The 22,522-nt window shown below is 54.9% G+C and carries 24 protein-coding genes; 9 read left to right on the top strand and 15 right to left on the bottom strand.

Annotated features, from left to right (window positions below):
- Positions 1–1,293, bottom strand: a complete 1,293-nt coding sequence (gene eno, locus ACFE33_RS06400) for a phosphopyruvate hydratase (protein WP_380058219.1) — start codon at positions 1,291–1,293, stop codon at positions 1–3.
- Entirely contained in the window at positions 1,290–2,303 is a 1,014-nt protein-coding gene (locus ACFE33_RS06395) for a phosphotransferase family protein (protein ID WP_380058218.1), read from the bottom strand. The genes eno and ACFE33_RS06395 overlap by 4 nt, the downstream gene beginning before the upstream one ends.
- Before the next feature lie 110 nt (positions 2,304–2,413).
- Between ACFE33_RS06395 and ACFE33_RS06390 the strand changes: the two genes are divergently transcribed.
- Positions 2,414–3,391: a LacI family DNA-binding transcriptional regulator gene (locus tag ACFE33_RS06390; RefSeq protein WP_380058217.1), complete on the top strand. Its 978-nt coding sequence runs from the start codon at positions 2,414–2,416 to the stop codon at positions 3,389–3,391.
- Here ACFE33_RS06390 and ACFE33_RS06385 read toward each other — a convergent pair.
- From ACFE33_RS06385 to ACFE33_RS06345, 9 genes are all read right to left on the bottom strand, one after another.
- Entirely contained in the window at positions 3,388–4,410 is a 1,023-nt protein-coding gene (locus tag ACFE33_RS06385) for a proline racemase family protein (protein ID WP_380058215.1), read from the bottom strand. The genes ACFE33_RS06390 and ACFE33_RS06385 overlap by 4 nt on opposite strands.
- A gap of 7 nt (positions 4,411–4,417) precedes the next feature.
- On the bottom strand, positions 4,418–5,521 hold the full coding sequence (locus tag ACFE33_RS06380; RefSeq protein ID WP_380058213.1) for a cis-3-hydroxy-L-proline dehydratase: 1,104 nt from the start codon (positions 5,519–5,521) through the stop codon (positions 4,418–4,420).
- A gap of 11 nt (positions 5,522–5,532) precedes the next feature.
- Positions 5,533–6,534: a 4-hydroxyproline epimerase gene (locus ACFE33_RS06375; RefSeq protein WP_380058211.1), complete on the bottom strand. Its 1,002-nt coding sequence runs from the start codon at positions 6,532–6,534 to the stop codon at positions 5,533–5,535.
- Positions 6,535–6,545: 11 nt separating this feature from the next.
- Positions 6,546–7,784, bottom strand: a complete 1,239-nt coding sequence (locus ACFE33_RS06370; RefSeq protein WP_380058209.1) for an NAD(P)/FAD-dependent oxidoreductase — start codon at positions 7,782–7,784, stop codon at positions 6,546–6,548.
- 60 nt (positions 7,785–7,844) lie between these two features.
- A complete protein-coding gene (locus ACFE33_RS06365; protein WP_380058207.1) occupies positions 7,845–8,804 on the bottom strand; it encodes a dihydrodipicolinate synthase family protein in 960 nt (319 codons plus the stop codon).
- Between the two features lie 104 nt (positions 8,805–8,908).
- A complete protein-coding gene (locus ACFE33_RS06360; RefSeq protein ID WP_380058205.1) occupies positions 8,909–9,631 on the bottom strand; it encodes an amino acid ABC transporter ATP-binding protein in 723 nt (240 codons plus the stop codon).
- Positions 9,628–10,290: an amino acid ABC transporter permease gene (locus ACFE33_RS06355; protein ID WP_380058204.1), complete on the bottom strand. Its 663-nt coding sequence runs from the start codon at positions 10,288–10,290 to the stop codon at positions 9,628–9,630. Before ACFE33_RS06355 ends, ACFE33_RS06360 begins: the two co-directional genes overlap by 4 nt.
- A 10-nt stretch (positions 10,291–10,300) precedes the next feature.
- Positions 10,301–10,960 (bottom strand): amino acid ABC transporter permease, encoded by a 660-nt coding sequence (locus ACFE33_RS06350; protein ID WP_380058202.1) that lies wholly within the window; start codon positions 10,958–10,960, stop codon positions 10,301–10,303.
- Positions 10,961–11,016: 56 nt separating this feature from the next.
- Positions 11,017–11,817: a transporter substrate-binding domain-containing protein gene (locus ACFE33_RS06345; protein WP_380058200.1), complete on the bottom strand. Its 801-nt coding sequence runs from the start codon at positions 11,815–11,817 to the stop codon at positions 11,017–11,019.
- Between the two features lie 143 nt (positions 11,818–11,960).
- Between ACFE33_RS06345 and ACFE33_RS06340 the strand changes: the two genes are divergently transcribed.
- The gene (locus tag ACFE33_RS06340) at positions 11,961–12,620 is read left to right on the top strand and encodes a GntR family transcriptional regulator (protein ID WP_380058198.1); all 660 of its coding nucleotides are present in this window, start codon (positions 11,961–11,963) and stop codon (positions 12,618–12,620) included.
- Here ACFE33_RS06340 and ACFE33_RS06335 read toward each other — a convergent pair.
- The 3 genes from ACFE33_RS06335 to ACFE33_RS06325 form a co-directional block, all read right to left on the bottom strand.
- Positions 12,613–13,647 carry a YeiH family protein gene (locus tag ACFE33_RS06335; protein WP_380058197.1) on the bottom strand — a complete coding sequence of 345 codons (1,035 nt, stop codon included), beginning with the start codon at positions 13,645–13,647 and terminating at the stop codon, positions 12,613–12,615. The two genes, ACFE33_RS06340 and ACFE33_RS06335, sit on opposite strands and share 8 nt — an antisense overlap.
- Before the next feature lie 63 nt (positions 13,648–13,710).
- Positions 13,711–13,935, bottom strand: a complete 225-nt coding sequence (locus ACFE33_RS06330; protein ID WP_380058195.1) for a hypothetical protein — start codon at positions 13,933–13,935, stop codon at positions 13,711–13,713.
- A 32-nt stretch (positions 13,936–13,967) separates the two neighbouring features.
- The gene (locus ACFE33_RS06325) at positions 13,968–14,483 is read right to left on the bottom strand and encodes a hypothetical protein (RefSeq protein WP_380058194.1); all 516 of its coding nucleotides are present in this window, start codon (positions 14,481–14,483) and stop codon (positions 13,968–13,970) included.
- 229 nt (positions 14,484–14,712) lie between these two features.
- On the opposite strand from ACFE33_RS06325, the gene ACFE33_RS06320 reads away from it, so the two are divergent.
- Complete coding sequence (locus tag ACFE33_RS06320; protein WP_380058192.1) at positions 14,713–15,282, top strand: transglutaminase-like cysteine peptidase; 570 nt, start codon at positions 14,713–14,715, stop codon at positions 15,280–15,282.
- Here ACFE33_RS06320 and ACFE33_RS06315 read toward each other — a convergent pair.
- Entirely contained in the window at positions 15,279–16,076 is a 798-nt protein-coding gene (locus ACFE33_RS06315; RefSeq protein ID WP_380058190.1) for a hypothetical protein, read from the bottom strand. The genes ACFE33_RS06320 and ACFE33_RS06315 overlap by 4 nt on opposite strands.
- A gap of 546 nt (positions 16,077–16,622) precedes the next feature.
- Between ACFE33_RS06315 and ACFE33_RS06310 the strand changes: the two genes are divergently transcribed.
- The 6 genes from ACFE33_RS06310 to ACFE33_RS06285 are packed head-to-tail and all read left to right on the top strand — an operon-like array spanning position 16,623 to position 22,496.
- The gene (locus ACFE33_RS06310; RefSeq protein WP_380058188.1) at positions 16,623–19,481 is read left to right on the top strand and encodes a monovalent cation/H+ antiporter subunit A; all 2,859 of its coding nucleotides are present in this window, start codon (positions 16,623–16,625) and stop codon (positions 19,479–19,481) included.
- Between the two features lie 2 nt (positions 19,482–19,483).
- Positions 19,484–19,834: a Na+/H+ antiporter subunit C gene (locus ACFE33_RS06305; RefSeq protein ID WP_380058186.1), complete on the top strand. Its 351-nt coding sequence runs from the start codon at positions 19,484–19,486 to the stop codon at positions 19,832–19,834.
- A complete protein-coding gene (locus ACFE33_RS06300) occupies positions 19,831–21,351 on the top strand; it encodes a monovalent cation/H+ antiporter subunit D (RefSeq protein ID WP_380058184.1) in 1,521 nt (506 codons plus the stop codon). Before ACFE33_RS06305 ends, ACFE33_RS06300 begins: the two co-directional genes overlap by 4 nt.
- The gene (locus tag ACFE33_RS06295; protein ID WP_380058182.1) at positions 21,348–21,845 is read left to right on the top strand and encodes a Na+/H+ antiporter subunit E; all 498 of its coding nucleotides are present in this window, start codon (positions 21,348–21,350) and stop codon (positions 21,843–21,845) included. Before ACFE33_RS06300 ends, ACFE33_RS06295 begins: the two co-directional genes overlap by 4 nt.
- Complete coding sequence (locus ACFE33_RS06290) at positions 21,842–22,111, top strand: K+/H+ antiporter subunit F (protein ID WP_380058180.1); 270 nt, start codon at positions 21,842–21,844, stop codon at positions 22,109–22,111. Before ACFE33_RS06295 ends, ACFE33_RS06290 begins: the two co-directional genes overlap by 4 nt.
- Before the next feature lie 7 nt (positions 22,112–22,118).
- Entirely contained in the window at positions 22,119–22,496 is a 378-nt protein-coding gene (locus ACFE33_RS06285) for a Na+/H+ antiporter subunit G (protein WP_380058178.1), read from the top strand.
- Positions 22,497–22,522 lie beyond the last annotated feature (26 nt).

Below are 22,522 nucleotides of genomic sequence, written 5' to 3'. Positions count from 1 at the left end.
CTATTGCCGCGCCCACCACGTGTTTGCGAGCGGAGCTCCCGAAACGAAAGCACCCGTCCCTAGCTCATCTTGGATACGCAAACACTCATTCCACTTCACCATCCGCTCGGAACGGGTAAAAGATCCGACCTTAAGCTGACCACCGCCAAGCCCCGTCGCGAGATGGCTAATCGAAACATCTTCGGTCTCGCCTGATCGTGCCGAGACAATCGCCCCCCAACCTGCTTTTCGTGCAGCTTTGAACGTCTCGATTGACTCGGATACCGTACCAGCTTGGTTAACCTTAATCAGCACGGCGTTACAGGCATTTGCGGCAACCGCATCCTTAACAAGGCGTGCGTTGGTTACTAAATAGTCGTCGCCAATAATCTGAACCTTTTGGCCAAAGCGCCGCGTAAATTCCTGCATTCCTTCGGTATCATCTTCGCCCAATGGGTCTTCAATCGAAGCAATCGGATAACTCTTGAGCCACCCACCCAGCATATCAATCAACGCAGAGCTATCGAGCACCCGATCCTCCAGCGCCAGCCGATACTCGCCGTTTTTGCCAAATTCGGACGCCGCGATATCCAACGAGATAACCACCCGCTCGCCGGGTTTCTCGCCTGCTTTTTCAATCGCTTGCACGAGAGTTTCGAGAGCTTCTTCGTTGCTGTCAAACATCGGCCACCAGCCACCCTCATCCGCGACGCCCGCCAGTTTTCCACGCGATTTCATTATGTCGCCAGCGGCGAAATATACTTCGTTAGTGATCTCCATCACCTCATCAAAGCTATTTGCACCGGGGACCATGATCATGAAATCCTGCACATCTACACGTCGCCCCGCATGGGCCCCGCCACCGAATATTTGGATCTCGGGCAAAGGCAACGACGGCTCTGTGCCATAATGATCCGCGACGTGACGCCATAATGGCACTCCGGCATCTGCCGCCGCCGCATGCAGGATCGCAAGCGAGGTCGCAACAGTCGCGTTTCCGCCAAGGTTCTCTTTTAACGCCGAGCCATCAAGCGCAAGAATCGCTGAATCTGCGGCCTCCTGATCTGTGGCGTCCATTCCCCCAAGAGTCGCGTTCAACTTCGCTATATTCGCAAGCGCACGTGACACATCCATACCGCGCAGCTTGGCGCCACCATCGCGCATGTCGATCGCTTCTCGTGTTCCGCGCGACGCTCCTGCGGGGGCGATCGCACGGCCACGCACGCCATTCTCCAGCACAACGTCCACCTCTACGGTTGGGTTCCCTCTTGAGTCCCAAACTCGACGACCGTTGATTGATTTGATAGCTGTCACGCGTCTAATTCCTTTAGTTTACGGGCAAGTTTTTCAACAAATTCTGTGAGCGTCGCAGTAGGTGTCTGAAGCATACTGATGGCAATCTCTCGAACATTGTTTTGTTCGACATTGCTTAGGTACTCTACCGGCGATTTGCCATCGACCCGACCAAGCATCAGAGCTGGCAAGAGGCGACACAGCCGGCGTTCTAATTCCGTAGCATCTTCCCAATCAACGTGCGCGGAGTAAGCGCGCCAAAATGCGCCGACCTCTGGCAGCAGATCGCTCCGCAACTCCTTGAGGTGAACAGCCTTTAGCACCAGATGATTGAGGCAAAACGCTGGATCAAAGCTCGCGTCCCCCATCGTGGCACATTCAGCATCGAGAATGATGGGTGCCCCCGCGCGCAGCAGGATATTCTTGGGGCTTACATCGCCGTGAACCAATACGTTCTGCCCTGCATAAAGCATACCCGCTAGTGCCGTAAGCTCAGTGGCAACTTCTGGATTCTGGGTCGCTGCATAAATAAGATATGGCTCAATGCGCAGGGCATAGAAATCATCGCGGTTCTGAAACGGCGAAACATCAAACCCCTTTTCTGCCGATCCCTTATGAATGCGCCCTAGCATATCGCCCACCAAGGCGGCCTCTCCCTGCGGCGGGTCGCCTCGTAGCATGGCCGCCTTCCACAGATAGACATCACCGCCCGCCACAAATTCCATCGCGAAGCCGTGCAAACTCTCTGAGCGACCATAAAGCTCGACGGCATGATCAGAAAGGATCTGCGCCGCAACCTCAAGCCACGCATACTCCGCAGCATTCCTATGCACCGGTGCATTCCACTCCGCGGCCACTTTCAACTTAGGAAGCGCGAACTTCACACAGATTTTGCGTCCATTCACCTCAACCGAGGCGATATCCGATGCCACCCCCCCAGTGAGCGGGACGACCTCTCCCACGTCCGCTTGCTCTCCAAGCCCAAGCTCTTGAACAAGTTTAAGGCTCCGATCGCGCAGTGAAGCTGTCATTTTTCTTGATTCCGCTCATAAGTTCACGTGAACATATAGAATGAGCGCGAATTTTGTGTCAAGACAACGAATACTGAAAATGCTAGGAAACCGAAACTTGAGGGGAAAGAGTGTCAGGCCGCGTTACCATCAAATCAATTGCCAAGGATCTTGGGATTTCGCACATGACCGTGTCGCGTGCGCTCTCGGACAATCCGAATGTTCTCAAGGCAACCCGCGAAGCCGTGCAAAAGCGCGCTCAGGAGCTTGGCTATGTCAAGAGCGCGGCGGCAATGGCAATGCGCGGCGACGGAACCCAGATCGTTGGCTTGTTGCTCCCGAACATCGTGAACGAGTTTTACGCGCGGTTTGCGAATACCATGGCACAGAGTTGCGTCGCTCAGGGGCTTCAACTGATCATCCATCTGACCAACGACGATTACAACGTCGAGCGCTTGGCGCTTGAGCGCCTTCTTGAGGTGCAGGCCGCGGCGGTCGTTATGGTTCCGACGCCCGCTCAGGAGAGTTTTGACGATCAGAGCATTGCGAACACACGCATTATTCAACTTATCCGCCAAAGGGCCAGTGCAACGCCAACCTCCGCCGTGATCGTGGAGGATTCAGCCGCAATTGAGCAGGCAGTCGCGCATTTGGTGCGCTTGGGACACAAAAAAATCGCTTATATCGGGGCGGATCAGGCGCTTTCCTCTGGGCGTAGTCGACTGGCCGCATTTCAGAACGGGTTAGCGAATTTAGGGATTGAGGCGAACGCCAATCTTATCCGCAGCGCTCCTCCGTCTTTTGAAATGGGGCGCAAGAGCGCGACTGACTTGTTCGCGCTTGGCGGGGCCACAGCCCTTGTTTGCGGCGGCTTTGAGGTCTCAAACGGCGCGTTAAGCGCGTATATGGATCGGTTGAGCGACAGTGGCGAACGGATTGCGTTCGTCGGCTACGGCGATCCCGCGTTTTACGCGTGGGTGGATGGCGGCATCACGACGGTGCAAATTCCAGTCGAAGAACTCGCCCGCCGCGCAGTCGACATGGTCACCCGCAAGACGGATGACGCACAGACCTTCACGCTTCGGGCCAACCTCGTAGTGCGAAGCTAGTTCCCCCAAGTGTCCGAAAGCCTGTAACCTTCTGGCCATGGATCGGTCGGATCAAGCATGTGCTGATGAATGCCCGTCACCCAACCGCGTCCCGAGATTTCAGGAATAACGGCTGGCCGCTCCTCTACTTTGGTCGTCTTGGCAATGCGGCCCGTGAACTTGGAGCCGATGATCGAAGTGGCCTCAAAGGTTTGACCTTCGGCCATTTCCCCCTTCGCGTAGAGCAGCGCCATGCGCGCGGAAACGGCCGTTCCTGTGGGTGAGCGATCAACCTTACCCGGCTGGATCGCCACCGCAGAGCGCGCTTCGTATCCCGTTTCCGTTTTGCTAAGAGGTCCGGCAAATAGACAGAATGAAATATGGTTCCACTCTGGGTTCTGGGGATGGGTAAAGCCAAGCTGCGCATTTGCAGCATTCGTTATTTTCACCCCAAGCTGCGCCAACTGCCGCGCTTCGGATTCCACCAACTTAAACCCAAGTGCGGCCGCATCGACGATCACAAAACTGTCGCCACCGTAGGCTGTATCGACGGTCAAGACCTGATCATCCACCTTAAGTTCAACGCCAATCTGGTCCGCAAAAGACGGCACGTTTTGCACGGTTATACGCTCGGCTTTGCCATCCTTACAGTCCGCACGCACGTGCACCAACCCACCTGGCGCCTCTAGCGTAAGTTCGGTTACGGGCTCTTGCATCGGGATAATTCCGCCATCCAAAAGCACCGTTGAAACGCAGATGGAGTTCGAACCCGACATGGGCGGGGTGTCCTCTGGCTCCATGATGATGAAAGCGGCATCGGCATCGGGGTGCTTTGGCGGAACCAAGAGATTAACGTGGCGGAAAACTCCGCCACGTGGCTCGTTCAAGACGAAATTGCGGAGGGTTTCGTCCTGCGCAATATAGCTGCGCTGCTCCCACAATGTATCGCCAGGCGGCGGGGTAACGCCGCCGACGATGACGTCGCCAACCTCTCCTTCGGCATGGCAGGAGATGACGTGAATTGTTTTAGAACTGCGCATGTCGACCTCAACTCACACTCAGAACGGCATCGCCCAGAACGTCAAAGTCGGGCACAATACCCAAGCCGGACTCATCGCTCGCGGTCATTTTGCCATTCACGCGCTGCGGCGCACCGCTTGCGATTGTAACTGTGCCATAGCTGTTGAAATCCGTTGCCGAGAAGCAGAAACGTTCGGGTGTTGAACGTGCGAGGTGGGCGATTGCGGCGGTCGTGATATCTCCGCCCCATGTGTCCTCGATGGTCATCGGAATACCGGATGAAACGCAAAGATCACGCATCAGCTTTGCCCGCGTAAGCCCCCCGACCTTGGAAATCTTGAGGTTGATAACATCCATTGCATCCTCTGCAATGCCGCGCACCAATGACGCTGAACCATCAATCACTTCGTCCAGCACAAACGGGAGCGTGGTACGACGACGAATTGAAACGCTTTCTTCGTAGGTCATGCAGGGCTGCTCGATATAGACATCAAGGTCGGAAACCGCGCCAACGACGCGCGCGGCCTCGTGACGGGTCCAGCCAGTATTGGCGTCAGCCACCAACAGATCGGATGGCTTAAGGATTTCGCGCGTCGCGTGAATGCGTTCAATATCGTCATTTGCATCGCCACCGACTTTGAGCTGAAACTTCGTATATCCTTCTGCGCTGTAGCCTGCGATTTTCGCGGCCATTTCGTCGGGGCTTTCTTGTGAAATCGCACGATAAAGCGCGACATCTTCTTGCATCGCGCCGCCGAGCAGATTGTAAACGGGTTGCCCCGTGGCCTTGCCCAGCAAATCCCAGCAAGCAATATCAATCGGTGCTTTCGCATATGGATGCCCGCGCAGCGCGAGGTCCATTTTGCGGTTGATCTCGCCGAGGTTCAGCGGGTCAGCACCGATCAGATATGGCGCGAGTTCCTGCAAACCTGCCCTCACACCCAGCGCGAACGAAGGAAGATAGGCACTCCCCAACGGACAACATTCCGCATAGCCGGATAGGCCCGAGTCCGTTTTGATCTCAACAACCGTGCTGTCAAAAACTTCGATAGAATTGCCACCAGACCAGTTATAGCGCCCTTCCTTTAGCGGAAGGTCAACTTGCCAAGCGTTGATCTCTGTAATTTTCATACTAATCTCCTTTATTTGACGACAAAGCCGTGTGCGTATGGATCGCGGCTATCAATGAATATGGTGTTGTAACCGGTCACGCGGGCCCACCCGCCGATAGAGGGGATAATTGCCTCTTGGTCGCCAACTTTCGTGAAATCTTCTACGCGGCCTTTGAACATAGAACCGATAATGCTCTCGTGAATAAATGCGTCGCCCTTCGCCAGATCGCCGCGTGCGGCCAATTGAGCCATCCGCGCCGAGGTTCCCGTGCCACACGGAGAGCGATCAATCGCCTTGTCGCCATAGAACACCGCATTGCGTGCGCTGGCCTCTGGAGATACGGGCGCACCTGTCCAAAGAATGTGGGACAGACCCTGAATCTCGGGTTTCTCTGGATGCACGAAAGTGTATTTTTCGTTAAGGGCCGCGCGCAGTTTCGGGCTCCAACCAACAAGCTCGACGGCGCTATAATCGCCCATATCCCCGAAGTTTTCCTGCGTCTCGACAATCGCATAGAAGTTCCCGCCGTAGGCCACATCAACCGTGACCTCGCCCAGACCTTCGCAATGGGCTGACAGCCCTGTCTTATATAGGAATGACGGCACATTCGTTAGACGCACTTCTTCAACGAAACGCCCGTTTTGCACATATTCAGCAATCACTAACCCCGCAGGCGTATCAAGCCGCAGGACACCTGGAGTTTTCGGAGTAACAAGGCCGTTTTCGATTGCGGTTGTGACCGTTCCGATTGTGCCGTGCCCACACATCGGGAGGCAGCCTGACGTTTCGATGAACAGCACACCAACATCGCAATCCTCGCGCGTCGGGGGATAGAGGATCGAACCCGACATCTGGTCGTGACCGCGCGGCTCGAACATAAGCCCAGTGCGCACCCAATCGAATTCCTCAAGGAAATGCTCGCGGCGCTCAAGCATGGTCGCGCCCTGAAGTTGAGGGCCACCGCCCGTAACGACCCGTACAGGGTTACCGCAGGTGTGCCCGTCGATGCACATAAAGGTGTGTTGAGTCATTTCTCGTCCTATTAAAAGCGTTCTGGTCTGAACGCCGAGATTTCAATGTCGGGGTGCTGTCCACTCACGAGATCAGCAACCAAATGCGCGGTCCCTGCCGATTGGGTAAGGCCAAGATGCCCATGCCCGAAGGCATAGATTACGTTCGGATTTTTCGGAGACGCGCCGATAACCGGCAAACTATCGGGGAGCGATGGACGAAAACCCATCCACTCTACGCCGCCGTCATCTCTTAGATCGGGGAGGAACTGTTTTGCTTTGGCAAGCAGCGCCTTGGAGCGGCGATAATCTGGCGGCCGCACTAGTCCACCCAATTCAACAGCACCGCCCACGCGAATGCGGTCGCCGATTTTTGTGACGACAAAAGCATGGTCACCAAAGGTCAGATGCGTACGCAAATCAAACCCGTTCGCAGGCATCGTCGTGTTATATCCGCGCTCCGTTTCCAGCGGGATTTTATCACCGACCGACGCTGCCAATTTGCGCGCCCAAGCACCCGCTGCGATGACGACCTTGTCCGCATCGACTGTCGCACCGCCTTCTAGCGAAATACGGGCGCCGTTCTCGCTTGGCTGGATTTTTGCAACTGTGCCCGTTTCAATGGTACCGCCGTTGTCGCGGAAGTACTGGGCCAGATGGTCTAGATATTGTTTAGGTTCGGTTATGTTCTGCCATTCGGGCGTGAATGTCGCATAGCGGAAACTGGGCGAAATTCTGGGCTGGATTTCGGCGATTTCGTCGGCGCTGCTTAGGTGCCTGAACGGTATGCCGTGCGCTTCGCGAAAATCCCAACCAGCCATGGACGCCTTGAATGATGCTTCGGTATCATAGAGTTGCAACTGCCCCTCTGGCCGCAGCATATGCGTGGTGTTTGTAGACTCCATGAGCTTACTTAGGCTGGATTGTGAATACTCCATCAACGCGGTCTGGGCCGTGGCACTTTGCGCATACTGATCACGCCAACTCGCGCGCCAGAAGCGTATCATCCACGGCGCAATTTGAAGGGCATAGCTTGGCGGAATAGAAAGCGGTCCAAGAGGATCAAACAGCCACTTTGGGGCCTTACGCAGTATTCCAGGTGACGCGAGCGGCATAATATCCGAAAACGCAAACGCCCCTGCATTGCCCGACGACGCCCCTGCTCCGACAGCTTCGCGCTCTAGCAGCACAACGTTGTGGCCACGCTGTTGCAGCGTTATCGCGCTGCTAACTCCGATAATGCCGGCGCCAATTACATATACTTTCGCCATGCGCTCTCTCTTGGTTGAAGCGGCCTGACAACGCTGTTGCCAGACCACTTAGTGGATCAATTACCCAAGGTAGCTTTTTACTTCGGGTTGCTGCGACCATCCGGCGTACCAATCACGGAACAGGCGCAACTGTGCTTCGGCGTATTTTGCTTGGCTCGCAGAGAGTTGGTCGTCCGCGTTAAAGTGCAGTTCGTACTCTGGACATCCCTCAAGAACCATCAGGTATTTGTAGAACAGCACAAGGTCCGCCCCTTCGTCAAAAGAAGAAAGCACGCCCAATGCGCCTTCAAGCTCTTTGGCTAGGCTGCGCGCCTTGAAATCACCTGCAGCGGCCTTTTGGCTGAGATCAACGAGTTGAAGGATCTCTTTGGGAAGGACATTGCCGATACCTGTAATCGCGCCACGTGCGCCACAGTTCACAAAGCCGTGGAAAACGTTTGTATCCACGCCAATCATCAGGGTGACGCTGTCGTCCTTGCTTGTGATGTGCTCGGCGGCATAGCGAAGATCATCGGCGCCACCGAATTCCTTGAAACCGATGAGCGACGGGAATTCAGCGCGCAGCTCAAAAAACAGATCAGCTTTGGTTGCGAAACCATAGTACGGGCTGTTGTAGATCACCGCAGGAAGGTCGGGCGCGGCGCTTAGGATGCTCGCGAAGTGTGCGCGCTGCGCCGCTGGAGAGGAACCACGGGACAATACGCGTGGAATAACCATCAGGCCCTGCGCGCCAACCTTCTGGGCGTGCGCCGCGTGCTCGACCGCGATGGAGGTGTTTACGGCACCAGTGCCTACGATTGTCGGAATGCCAGCCTCCACAAGTCGTGCAACACCTTCTTGGCGCTGCGCGTCCGTCAACAGGGGCCAATCGCCCATAGAGCCACAGTAAATAACCGCAGACATCCCAGCCGCGATCAGCTCTTTACCCTTAGCGACGAGCGCGTCGAAATCAGGTGTGCGATCTGCCTTACAAGGTGTCATCAGTGCGGGCATTGTGCCGTCAAAAATAGTCGATTGCATTGTTTGTAGTCCTTCAGATTTGATTGTGACCATCGCAATCAACGCGAGGGTCAGGATTGATCGAGTGCCCGACTGGGCGCTTTGTGTTTCAGCTTCGCGATGCCCTAGCGGACGTTCGCGAGGAACTTGCGGGTGTGTTCGGAATGCGCATCACCAAAGATTTGCGAAGGCGGGCCAATCTCTTCCATCACGCCCTGATGGAAAAACGCGACCCGATCCGAAACGTCGCGGGCAAAGCCCATCTCGTGCGTCACGCAGATCATCGTCATGCCCTCCTCGGCCAAGAGCCGCATGGTGTCGAGCACCTCTCCCACCAGTTCAGGATCCAGTGCAGAGGTCGCCTCGTCGAACAGCATATAGCTTGGCTCCATCGCCAAGGCGCGCGCGATTGCCAAACGCTGCTGCTGCCCGCCCGAAAGCGCACTGGGATAAACATTCAGCTTATCGCCAAGTCCTACGTGCTCAAGTTGCTTAGCAGCAATATCGCGGGCTTCTGCGCGAGATTTCTTGCGCACGATCCGCGGAGACAGCGCAACGTTTTCCAAGGCTGTCAAATGCGGGAAGCTGTTCCATTGTTGAAAAACCATTCCCATATTCTGGCGAAGCTTGTTGATGTCGGTGCCTTTGGCATGAACGTTAACGCCGTCCACCACCACATTGCCATCCTGAATGGCCTCAAGCCCGTTGATACAGTAGAGCAGCGTAGACTTACCGGAACCCGACGCGCCGATGATGCTTAGAACTTCGCCTTTTTTAACCTGAAGGTCGATGCCCTTGAGAACGTGCAAAGTCCCGAAATATTTGTGCAGGTTGCTGATCTCAATCATTGCTCCCACCTTTCTTCTAGCCGCGCGGCATAGCGCGAAATTGGATATGACAAAGCGAAGTAGAACAGACCCGCAATCGCGAGGATAAGAAGCGGCTGTTGTGTTCGCGTAATTAGAATTTGGGATGCCTTAAGCAGCTCGACGTAACCGAGCACCGAAACAAGCGCGCTATCCTTCATTACGCCAAGCGCAACGCCAACCCATGCCGGGAATACCGCCCTCACGCCGATAGGAAGCACGATATAGCGCAGGTCCTGCCAGTAGCTCATACCCAGCGTCCGTGACGCACGGCGCATGGGAGCGCCGACGGCCTCGATGCCGCCGCGCGCAACGTTGGCGACAAGAGCTGCAGTATAGATCGACAGGATTACAACGCCCGACGCAAAGGGATCCAGATTCAGCCCGACGATTGGCGCAAAGTTGTAGAACAGCACCAATTGGATAATCAGCGGCACGGAACGGAACACATCCAGCACAAGGCCAAGCGTCAAACCGCCCCAGAACTTCCCTTCATATAGCAGCCATCCAAAGATGACGCCGAAAACAGTACCAATGGAAATCGACAGGACCGAAATCCAAAGCGTGCGCAACGCGGCCTCACCCAGAAACAGAAGGTCCTTGGGGCTAAACCCGCTGAAAAAACTTAATGTATCGTTCATCTCAGCGCCCTCAGTATCGGAATAAACGCATCGCAATCAGATGCGCAATTCCCAGAAAAATTTTGACGATCACGTAGTAAATCACAGCCGTAACAGCGAAATACTCGAAGATGCGGAACGTGCGGGACGCGAGTGCCTGTGTCTCGCCCGAAAGCTCGTGAAACCCGACCAGCATACCCAGTGAAGACATCAGCACAGCCCAAACCATCTGGTTGGTCATCGGGTAGTAAACGATCCGGAAAACCTGCGGAATGATGACACGAATGTAGGCCTGCGGGGCGGTCATCCCCAATGAACGCGCCGCGCGCAACTGTGTTTCAGGGACCGCTTGAAGGCCGCCGCGAAAGTTCTCGGCCAAATAGCCTGCGTTATTGAATGTCAGGCCGGCAAGGACGATCGCAAAAGGTGACAGGTGCCAGCCAAATGCCCCCAGACCGAACGCAAAGAAAAATAGCTGGATCAAAGCAGGCGTATTGCGCGCGACCTCGACCCATGTCGTCGCAAACCACCGAAGCGGTCCGCGCGCATGCATGCGAATAAGCGCAAGCACCATCCCGACAACGATTCCCAGTAGCATCGACAGCATCGCGACTTGTAGTGTCGTCAATCCAGCGCCGAGCAAATCGGGAAGGCTGTTAAAGACTGGCTTCCAATGAAAATTATAATTCATAACCGTTCCTTATGTTTCCCCCCGCCTTCCAGCGGAGGGAACATTGAACAAAGTGATCAGTACATCACACCGGGAATGCGCAACTCGGGCGCATCGCCACCAACATATGTGCCCCACAACTCGGCATAGCGGCCCGAGCGCACTTGGTGCGTTACGAAAAGGTTAAGATAGTTCAACCAAGTCACATCCTCACGTGGTCCAACCACGGATGTGTAATCAGTTGTCCACGGCATCCGAGGACCTGCGGAGAGATTCTCATATTGCGACACAATGGGGGTAACCGCGGTGTTGGTTGTGATGCCGATGTCGGCGCGGCCCTGCGCAACAGCAAGGAAAACTTCATTCTCTGACTGATACCCTTGGTAGAGGTCTTCGGTGCCCCACTCTTCAGCATATTTCAGGAACTCTTGCTCAGGAACAGTGCCCACAGCAGCGGCGACGCGCTTGCCTTTCAGGTCTTCGAATGTCTCGATTCCGGTATCCTTGCCGATGACACCCTGAGCGTAATAAATAGCGTAAGGGATTGAGAAACCGACAGTTCTGGCCCGTGCAAGGCTATCCGATGTTCCACCGAACACTACATCCGCGCGGCCCGTCACGATGACAGGCAAACGCTCCGCCCACGTAACTGGCAAAATTTCATGCTCGACCTCAAGCGATGCCGCGAGGTCTTTGCAGTATTCTACGTCGAAACCCGCAGGTTCGTTATTCTCATCGCGATAACCGATTGGCGGGAAATCCAGCACGACACCGCACCGCAAAACCCCTTCGTTAATCACATCATCAAGCGTATCCGCCGCGATTGGTGCGGCTGTCATTGTCGCAAGCGCAGTAAGCGCAAACATTTTTTTAATCATTTTTGAACCTCCAAGTTCGTGTCGAATCATTACGGCACAACGACAAGCTATTGCATATTGTATCCAATTTACAATATGCAATATTCACCACCCTTCAAACCCTCAGAGATTTGAGGTATAAAAGGTTGAAATTGGAGATTGCGATGAAACTAGATTCGGTAGACATATCAAGGACGTCCTCGGCCTCGGCGATCGTATTTGAAGCGCTCAAGAAAGCGATCATTACAGGCGAGCTAAAGGACGGTGACTCTTTGCGCCAAGACGAAATCGCCAATCTATTCAACACAAGCCGTATTCCCGTTCGCGAAGCAATCTCGCGCCTTGAGGAATTGGGCCTTGTTACGTCACAACGCTACAAAGGCGCGACCGTGGCGGGGATCGCCCCTTCGGAAGTAAGCGAAATATTTGATTTCAGAGCGTTTTTAGAGGGTCATGTCATCGAGCTGGCTGTCCCCCAGATGACGAAAAAGACGTTGGAAACCGCGCGCGGATATTGCGAGGAGTTCGTCGCCTCTTCTGATCCAATGACGTGGGGCGATTTGAATCGCAAGTTCCACAGTACGCTCTATCAATCGAGCGGGTTGGAGTATCACAACACGATAATTGACTCGGCTCTGGACCGCGTAGACAGGTACTTGCGCGCGCAGCTTACGCTCTCGGATGGGATGGAGCGCGCGAATGAAGAGCATATCGGCATTCTGGAAGCCTGCGAAAAAGGGAATGCCCAGCGCGCAAGCGACCTTACGCGCCGGCATATTCTAGACGCTAAATCGACGTTGATAGACCATCTGAACTCTAAGTAGGCCCAGCCATATAGATCGCTCCGAGGATCAGCACTCCGAGGAAAACCGTCTGAGCGAAGATAATCAGCATTGATGCCGCGCCGACACTCCTGAGTTGGGCGAGCGACGTTTTCATTCCAACAGCGGCAACAGCAGCAACCAACATCGCGCGAGAGACCGCACCAGTTGGCTCCTTGACCGCTTCGGGGATCAGGTGGAACGAGTTCAACGCCGCAAGCACAAGGAAGCCTACAACAAAGAGCGGCATTAGTGGCGGACGCGCTGCCCCTGCGGGCACGGAACGGCGCAAAGCAAGTGCACCGATGAACACCACAGGTGCCAAGAGTGCCACGCGGAACAGCTTAACCAAGGTCGAGATTTCGCCAACCTCATCTGAAACAGAATACCCTGCCCCCACAACCTGTGCCACGTCATGAATGGTTCCGCCAAGGAACAAGCCCGCTTGCATCGTATCGAGGCCAAGCATCTCGGAAATGACCGGATACAATATCATCGCGAGCGTCGACATGAGCGTAATCGAGATGACGGTAAACGAAAGGTCTCGCTCATTCTCAGGGCGGTTAGGCAGAATAGAGCTAATCGCCATCGCCGCTGAGGCACCGCAAATCGCGACGGAGCCGCCCGTCAGAAAACCGAAAAGCCGATCTTTCCCAATCAACGGCATCGCTGCAATGGAAAGAAGGATCGTCGCAGCCACGCTGAGCAAGATCAACACAAGGTTCGTCGGCCCGATCAGCATGACCATCTCGCCGCTCACACTCATGCCCAACAATGCAACGCCAATCCGCAGGACTGTGCGTGAAGCAAATGTAATTCCAGGTGCGGCGCGGCCATCTTCCGACAGGAACTGAAGCGGCATACCCAGCAAGATCGCCATGAGCATCACAGGAATGCCGTAGTGTTCGGACAAGAATTGCGCCGCCATCGCCACCATACCCGCTAAGAGCAGCCCCGGCCCGATTTCACGTGCTTGGTCCCGAAAATCGCTAAGTTTCTGGCCGTTGGATGTTTTTGTTGTTTGCGCCACTTCGCTTCCCCGTGTGTTGCAGGGCACATCTTGGTGTCCTGTCATCATGAACCGCATAAGCGGTTATTGCTGTTCGATAAACGCGGACCAATCGATCACGCGCCCTTCAGCGGCACTTGTTTGGGCCGCCATTCCCATTGCTACGGCTTTCCATCCATCATCAAGACTTACGTCAGGTTTCGGAATTTCACCACGCACCAACGCAAGGAATCCCTCGTGTTGGTAAAAGGTTGAGCCATTATGATCGCCCGCCTCCAACAAACGCGGATCAACGGGGATTTCGCGCACCTCTGGTCCTTTAGGACTTCGAGGGCTGACGATCAACTGTGGAATAGGTGCATCCACTTAGTCAGCGGGCCAAAAAAACACAGACGAGGTAGAAGCGCCTTGAGCTTGTCATTCGGGCCTACTGCCCTGACCTCTTCTTGATCACGCGATCCTTCGGCAAACATGCATAGTTCTAGAATGGCGTGAACGCCATTATCAAAGTTCACGAGAACATAGCCATTATCCGTAGCGGCTCTGCTCGAGTCAGCTAGGCGTATGAGATCAAAGAAGTGACAGCATTTTTCGACGAAAGTCCCACCAGATTTGGCATTGAACCGATTCCAGTCGTTCACGTTCTCAAGGATGGGAAAAGGATGCGCGTAAATGGTGAGCGTACGCAGGCCACTCGCCGCCTCCTGCATTGTTTCACACAATGCGCCGATAGGCCGCATAAAGCGACAGTCCTTCGCAACCCCGACTAGCGTGGAATCGCTATCGCGGAATTTGAGCATACAGCCAACAGCGGCAGGATCAGCAAATAGCGACTTTTCCAGAAGGATCCGAAGCACGCGCTTCCGACCTGAACTAATACAACATTGGCGCGGCCGATCTGGTCGCGCCAAACCCGCCTTTGTTAGCGATCCGCGTGCAGACATCTCGCCAAATGGGCGATGATACGCGCATATTCCCTTACAAGAGGCACATATTCGCCGCTTTCGGGATCGTAGCCTCCCCTACCTTGTTCTTCGTATTTACCCCATCAATAAACAGGTAATACAGGCAACTCCGTAGGTAAACATGATCAAACGACTGCTTCCGACAGCCGCTTTTGCGCTGCTAATGACTGCTGGCTCCGTTGCGGCGACCGCGCCTCAGGCCCACCTTGTCCACACGCGCAACATCGCGCCGCCATCAGGTGCCAGCGCACTATGCCAGACCTATCAATGGGCCTGCACCACAAATCAACAGCGCGCGAACGGGTCGCAATCCGAAGCCGCGATCGTTCAGAAGATAAACCTGTATATCAATAGATCGGTTCCAGAGGTTTCAGACCGCAGCCAATATAAACAGACTGAGTATTGGGCTGTTCCAACCGCGCTTGGTGGGGATTGCGAAGATTTCGCGCTTATCAAGAAACGCGAACTGGTCAAACGCGGAGTTGATCCGAAGCGCCTACTGTTGGCGACCGTTCTTGATCGCCAACGTAACGGGCATGCCGTGTTGGTTTATCGCTCCGAAACGGGAGACTATGTCCTCGACAACGCGACAAACCAGATACGCCCTTGGCAGGATACAGGGTATATTTTCCTTCGGATGCAAGACCCCAAACGACCGAGCCGCTGGGTGACTGGCTTTACCGCAAGCTAGTTGTTGCGGACCATACCTCGCAGTTCCTCCATGGTCGTGTTCTCAAATCCTGGAACATGGCTCATGGGCGTCGGACCGTGGCCGTAAATACCACCGTGGGTATGGCCACCGGTATCTCCAAACACACCGCCGTGATTACCTCCAGCGCCGTGGCTCATAAGTCCGCCACCGCCGTTATCACCGCCGCCGCCGCCGTTATCGCCGCCACCGCCGGGACTATCGCCTATTGGGCCGTCACCTCCGCCACCGGAGCCGCCACCACTACCACCGCCGGAACCACCACCAGAGCCACCGCCGGTATTGCCGCCTGAGCCACCACCTGATGAGCCGCCACCGCCGGAACTACTACCGCCGCCAGAACCGCCGCCGGAGCCGCCACTTGAACCTCCACCGCTTGGACTTCTCCGTGCGGTTCGGGTGACTGTGGGTTCTGCTTCTTCATCAGCTGAGGGTGTATCGGGAGTTAGGAAGCCGAGCCGACTGGTGTTTTCACCGCTATCCAAGCGGCCTCCACCACCTGAGGCAATCGTCGCTGTCGGCATATCCGAGAGCAACGCAGCCAAACTCGGGCATTGCCGTTGAGTTTCTGCTAGAATTTCAGGGAACACCCGTTTCTGACTAACCGTCTCTAGAAACCCGCGCGTGACGCGCTCGCACTGACAATAACGCTCAACCGAAGTCGTGAAGCTTGCTGTCATTCCTGTACATCGGTTCTGAGCCAATGAGGGCGGTGCGAGCGCCAAAACAAAACCAAGTGAAACAAATGAAGTAATACCGAACCGAGAACGCGTCATCTGACCAAACCTTTACTACTCTCTACAAATAATCCTTTATTCTCAAGAGATTAAAACCACACGATCGCCTAATAGCGTCGCAACTAACCGTTATTGATGATAACACAATTTTGAACTTTTATCAAATTTTTGACGCGCATTGCGCAACATTATTACTCATTACCAAATATAGCGGAACGCATCATATGATTTTAGCGACATCTAGCGTACCGATCACATTATAGTTACCTTTTGGCGCTCAACTTATCCTTAAAAATAAGGGATTTCGAGGCGGTTCTTGCCCTATGCAGGAGCTTTTCAGTCCGCAAATCGGCAAGTGAGTCTCTCTCGAAACAAGCCCGCTTTCAGGCGAGCGCATCACACCCCACAAAAATCGCACGCAAATGCGCTTGTGGTGTAATTGTCGCTTTGACACCCCTCGCCTTCCCCCGCTAAAACCCCCCACCAAGACCCAGAGCAATGTTTACACTTGGCACTTGCCGTTAGCGGCATAAACGTACACCAAGGACCAAGCCTTGCGCAGATATTACCGACGGAGATGCCGCAGTGTCATTAATCTTTATCGCTCTTTTGCCATTCTTGGGCGCCGTTCTTCCGCCGTTACTTATTCGTGCAGGTCGCAACGCTGCGGCTTGGGCGGCTGGCGGAACGACCTTATTGGCGCTTATTGGGGTACTGCTCCATGCGCCCGCAGTTATGCGCGGCGAAACTGTGACGGCCAAGATGGACTGGGTGCCCGTACTGGGGCTGAACGCGAATTTCTTCCTTGATGGGCTCGGGCTACTTTTTGCGGGTCTGATCCTTGGGATTGGCCTCCTCATCATTCTCTACGCGCGCTTCTATCTATCGCGGCAGGATCCGATGGGGCAGTTCTATGCCTATTTGCTACTGTTTCAAGGCGCGATGGTTGGCATTGTGCTCTCGGACAACATCCTACTTCTGCTTATTTTCTGGGAACTTACGTCACTTTCTTCATTCCTTTTGATCGGCTACTGGAAGCACCTACCCGAAGGGCGTCAAGGCGCAAGAATGGCGCTTACCGTTACGGGAATGGGTGGACTGGCAATGATTGCTGGTCTGTTGATCCTTGGGAATATCGCAGGGAGCTATGACCTAAGCGTCATTCTTACTCAAAAAGACGCCATTCAATCGTCGCCCTACTACCTTGTCGCATTGCTCCTGATACTGATCGGTGCGTTTACCAAATCGGCACAGTTTCCGTTCCACTTCTGGCTACCGCACGCCATGGCGGCACCAACTCCCGTTTCGGCTTATCTGCACTCTGCAACGATGGTAAAGGCTGGCCTGTTCCTGATGGCGCGACTTTGGCCTGTTTTGGCGGGAACGCCCGAGTGGTTCTACATCGTGGCCACAACTGGCCTCATTACGATGGTTGTTGGCGCGGTTATCGCTCTATTCAAAGATGACCTGAAGGCGCTTTTGGCTTTCTCTACGGTGAGCCATCTTGGCCTGATAACGATGCTCTTGGGCTTTGGCACCAAAATCGCAGCGGTTATCGCGGTCTTTCATATTATCAACCACGCAACGTTCAAAGCGGCCCTCTTTATGTCCGCAGGGATCATCGATCACGAAGCACATACCCGCGATATCAAACGTCTTGGCGGCCTGCGCACGTTGATGCCGATTACCTTCGTCCTTGTGACACTGGCAAGCCTCTCAATGGCCGGTATTCCACCGCTCAACGGGTTCTTGTCCAAGGAAATGATGCTCGAAGAAGCAGCACATACCGTTTGGGCTGGCTCGCACTATCTGCTTCCTACGCTTGTTGTCTTAGGTTCGCTGTTCTCCGCGGCGTATTCTTTCCGCCTGATTGCGCATGTGTTCTTTGGCCCTGTGCGTAACGACTATCCTGCCAAGCCGCATGATCCAGGCGTGGGAATGCTGATTTCGCCCGCTGTGCTTGTGACGCTAGTTGTCGCGATTGGCCTTTTCTCAAAGGTGATTGTCGGTCCTCTGGTTGCGGTCGCATCACAGGCCGTCATCGGCGACGAAAAACTGCCTTACTATTCTCTCAAGCTTTGGCACGGCGTCACACCCGCGTTGTTCATGTCGGCAATTGCGGTGTTTGGCGGTGCGTTTCTCTTGTGGCGCCACGGTGCGCTTGAACGGTTCTGGCTTGCGGCGCGCCGCCCAGAGGCCAAAGCGATCTTCGACCATATTATTGGCGCACTTACACGCGCGAGCGACCGTTTCACCGCGGGCCTGCACAATGGTTCTCTGGGGCGTTACGGCGCCGTGTTCCTTGTGTTCACGCTTGCTCTCTCGCTCTATGCTTACTTCACAGGTATCCCCGCAGAGCACTCTCGCCCGCTGGCTGAAATTCAGCCGATCGCCATCGTGGGCTGGGTCTGTATGATTGTTTCAGCATTCTGCGTCGTCGTATTCCACCGCAACCGTCTTCTTGCTTTGGTGATTATCGGCGTATCGGGCCTTATGGTCTCTCTGTTGTTCAACTATTTCTCGGCACCCGACCTTGCACTCACACAGATTTCGGTTGAGGTGGTGACGATCATCCTTCTGCTCCTTGCATTGAACTTCATGCCCAAGGAGACCCCCGTCGAAAGTTCAGGCGGCCGCAGAACGCGCGACATCACCATTGCTTCGGTTGCGGGCTTGGCCGTTGGTGGCTTGATCTATGCAATCCTGCGCAGCGATTTCGCACAACCTTCGATCTCGGAATTCCACCTTGCCAACTCCTACAAAGGGGGTGGCGGTACCAACGTTGTAAACGTCATTCTCGTTGACTTCCGTGGATTTGATACCTTTGGCGAGATCATCGTTTTGGGCATTGCCGCAGTTGTGATCTACGCGCTGACAGAGGCGGTACTTGCGACGAACGTGCGGGCCAAGCTGCTTAATCGCGAACCAAGTGTACCGCGCTCTGGCGACACGCACCCACTTATGATGGTCGTCGCAACCCGTGTGGTAATGCCAATTGCTCTGATGGTCGGCGCTTACATCTTCTTCCGCGGGCACAACCTTCCGGGTGGTGGATTTATCGCTGGCCTCGTCGTGGCGATTGCTTACGTCATGCAATACATGGCCTCGGGTTTCTCGTGGGCCGCGGCGCGTCAGACATTCCCGTACCACGGCGTGATTGGCTGCGGTGTACTTATCGCGGCGGTTACCGGCATGGGCGCGTGGCTCAATGGCTTGCCGTTCCTGACAAGCGCCTATGGTTATATCGACCTGCCGGGCCTTGAAGAATTTGAATGGGCAACCGCCATGTTCTTTGATCTGGGCGTATTCCTTGCAGTGTTCGGCGCAATCATGCTTGCCCTCGAAAGCTTCGCACGCTTCGCATGGCAGCCTGACATCGAGCAAGAGCACCCAATGGACATTAACCCCCTGCGGGACGACCCGCGTTACCAAGAGGAGGCATAAGCATGGAACTTCTTGTTGCAAGCGCAGTTGCTTTTCTGACTGCATGTGGCGTTTTTCTTGTGCTACGCCAACGGACATTCCCCGTGATCCTCGGGCTGTCGTTGCTGTCTTATGCTGTGAACATCTTTCTGTTTTCGACAGGGCGCCTCGTTCAGAACATGCCGCCGATCCTCGATAAATACAGCGATGCATCCTACACCGATCCGCTACCGCAGGCGCTGGTACTGACCGCGATTGTGATCTCTTTCGGGATGACGGCGCTGGTGGTGATGATCGCCCTCGGAGCGTATCTGTCCTCGGATACTGACAAAATCGACATTAACGACTCCCCAGAGGAGGGAAATCAAGCGTGAGCAACCTTATTATTGCGCCCATCGTCCTGCCTGCGATCCTTGCGCCATTCTTCCTCATGGTTATCCGCCACCACCCCGACCTTCAGCGGATCTTCTCTGTTGCGGGTACGGTTGCCCTCGTTGCGATTGCGCTTGTCCTGACTGGTCAAGCATCTAGTGGCGAGGTTCAGGTCTATGAACTCGGTGACTGGCCCGCACCATTTGGCATTGTGCTCGTTCTGGACCGTCTTTCGGCCCTCATGGTGCTGCTTACCTCGGTCCTCGCACTGGCGGTGCTGCTCTATGTTATCGGCTCTGGCTGGGACGAACGCGGACGCCATTTTCACCCGCTATTTCAGTTTCAACTCATGGGGGTTGCGGGTGCGTTCCTAACGGGTGATGCGTTTAACCTCTTCGTATTCTTCGAAGTGCTCCTGATCGCGTCCTATGGCCTGATGATCCACGGCGGCGGCGCGGTCCGCCTGCGCGCGGGTGTTCAGTATGTTGTTTATAACCTGCTTGGCTCAACATTGTTCCTGTTCGCGCTCGGTACGCTCTATGCGGTGACGGGCACGCTAAATATGGCAGACCTCGCTGTACGCGTTGCGGAACTCCCTGCACAAGAAACGGCGCTAATCCGCGTTGGCGCAGTCCTGTTGCTACTGGTGTTCTCCATCAAGGCGGCAGTACTTCCGCTGCACTTCTGGCTTCCCGGCAGCTATGCGAACGCCCCCGCACCTGTGGCCGCGCTCTTTGCTATCATGACCAAGGTGGGTGCCTACTCAATCCTGCGTATGTATACGCTTGTCTTTGCACCTGACCTTGAAATCAGCGCGGGCCTTGTAGCGGACTGGTTGCTTCCTGCGGCTCTATTGACGCTGGCGGTTGGTATGATCGGCGTTCTTGGTGCACGCGATATCGCGCGACTGTCGGCCTATGCGGCGATTGGTTCGATGGGGACGTTGCTTGTGGCGATCTCGCTCTTTACCGAGCAAGCGGCAGGTGCAGCGATTTTCTATATCGTGCACTCGACCCTTGCGACCGCACTCTTGTTCCTCGTCGCGGATCTTGTGATTGAACGTCGCGGACCGGCAATCCAACCTGCCCCGCCGATGGTGCAAAACGGCCTTATCTCCGCGCTGTTCTTTGGCGCGGCTATAGCCATGGCAGGGATGCCGCCACTTTCTGGGTTCCTTGGAAAATTGATGATCCTTCAGGCCTCAATTGGCGTGGATAACCAAGCGTTCATCTGGGGCGTGATCCTTGTGTTCTCGCTTATTGCAATTATCGGGTTCGCGCGTGCAGGTAGCATGATCTTCTGGAAAACAACGGTTACGGAACCTGAGGCTGTGGAACCAGAGCAAGCTGCGCAAACATATCCACGCTTGCCGTTCGTTGCGGTATTTGGGCTGTTGTTCGGACTGATCGCGCTTACAATATTCGCGGAATCCGCAATGGAATATGCGAACGCCACTGCGCAACAACTTTTTGATCCATCTGGATACATCAGCGCCGTACTCGGGGGGGACGCGAAATGAAACTCATGAAAACCATATTCCCGCACCCTCTCTTGACGGTACTGCTCACTGTGGTTTGGCTCCTGTTGGTGAACGGTTTCTCGACCAATTCGCTCTTGTTTGGTGCGTTTCTTGGTATCCTAATTCCTTTCGTAACGCGCCCCTACTGGCCCAATGCCCCGCGCCTGAAGCACCCGTTCAAGATCATCGCGTACTTCTTCATTGTTTTCTGGGATATTATCGTCGCGAATGTGATCGTAGCTTGGCTCATCCTGTTTCGCCGCAACAGCGATCTTCATCCCGCGTGGGTTACCGTGCCGCTTGAGCTAAAAACGCCCGAGGCGATCACCGTGCTGGCGGGGACAATTACCCTGACGCCGGGCACTGTTTCTAGCGATATTTCAACCGAGGGGCACGCGATCCTTGTACATTGCCTGAATGCCCCCGACCCCGAGGCCGTGCGCGATGAAATCAAATCGCGTTACGAGCGCCGCCTGAAGGAGATTTTCGAATGATTGATCTTGCTATCAACTTTGCCGTCGGGTGCTTTGGTGCCGCGCTTCTGATGAACCTGTGGAAGATTCTCCGCGCCGAGGGCGTAACCGACCGTATCCTTGCGCTGGACACGATGGTTATCAACGTTATCGCGCTCATCATCTTGCATGGCATGCAGTACAAAACCGAAATGGTATTCGAAGCCGCGTTGATTATTTCGATGCTCGGGTTTGTTTCAACGGTTGCCTATACGCGCTTCATGCTGCGCGGCAACATCATCGAGTGAGGGAAATATGGAACTTGCAGCAGAAATCCTGATCGTATTTTTTCTCGTCGTCAGCGGCGTTTTCGGACTTGTCGGCTCCTTTGGACTCGTAAAACTCCCCGACCCGATGTCGCGCCTTCATGCTCCGACCAAAGCGACAACGCTGGGTGTTGGCGGGGTGCTCCTTGCCTCGATCGTACATTCAGTTGCGGTTGAGGGGCATCTGTCCCTGCATGAGTTGATGATCACGCTGTTCTTGCTTTTGACAGCTCCGATCACGGCGAACTTCATCGCCAAGGCGCACATCCACCGTCACGAGAAGCCATCCGATTTGCCTGATCCTGAGGGGGATCGTGGCTGGGCTTCGGTTCAAACTGACGAAAAAGAAATTGCGCCCAAGCCATAGACCGGACGCAATTCCTGAAAACAAAT

The organism is Falsihalocynthiibacter sp. SS001, from assembly GCF_042445055.1.
Lineage (GTDB): Bacteria > Pseudomonadota > Alphaproteobacteria > Rhodobacterales > Rhodobacteraceae > Falsihalocynthiibacter.
This window is presented reverse-complemented; position numbering and strand designations above follow the sequence as displayed.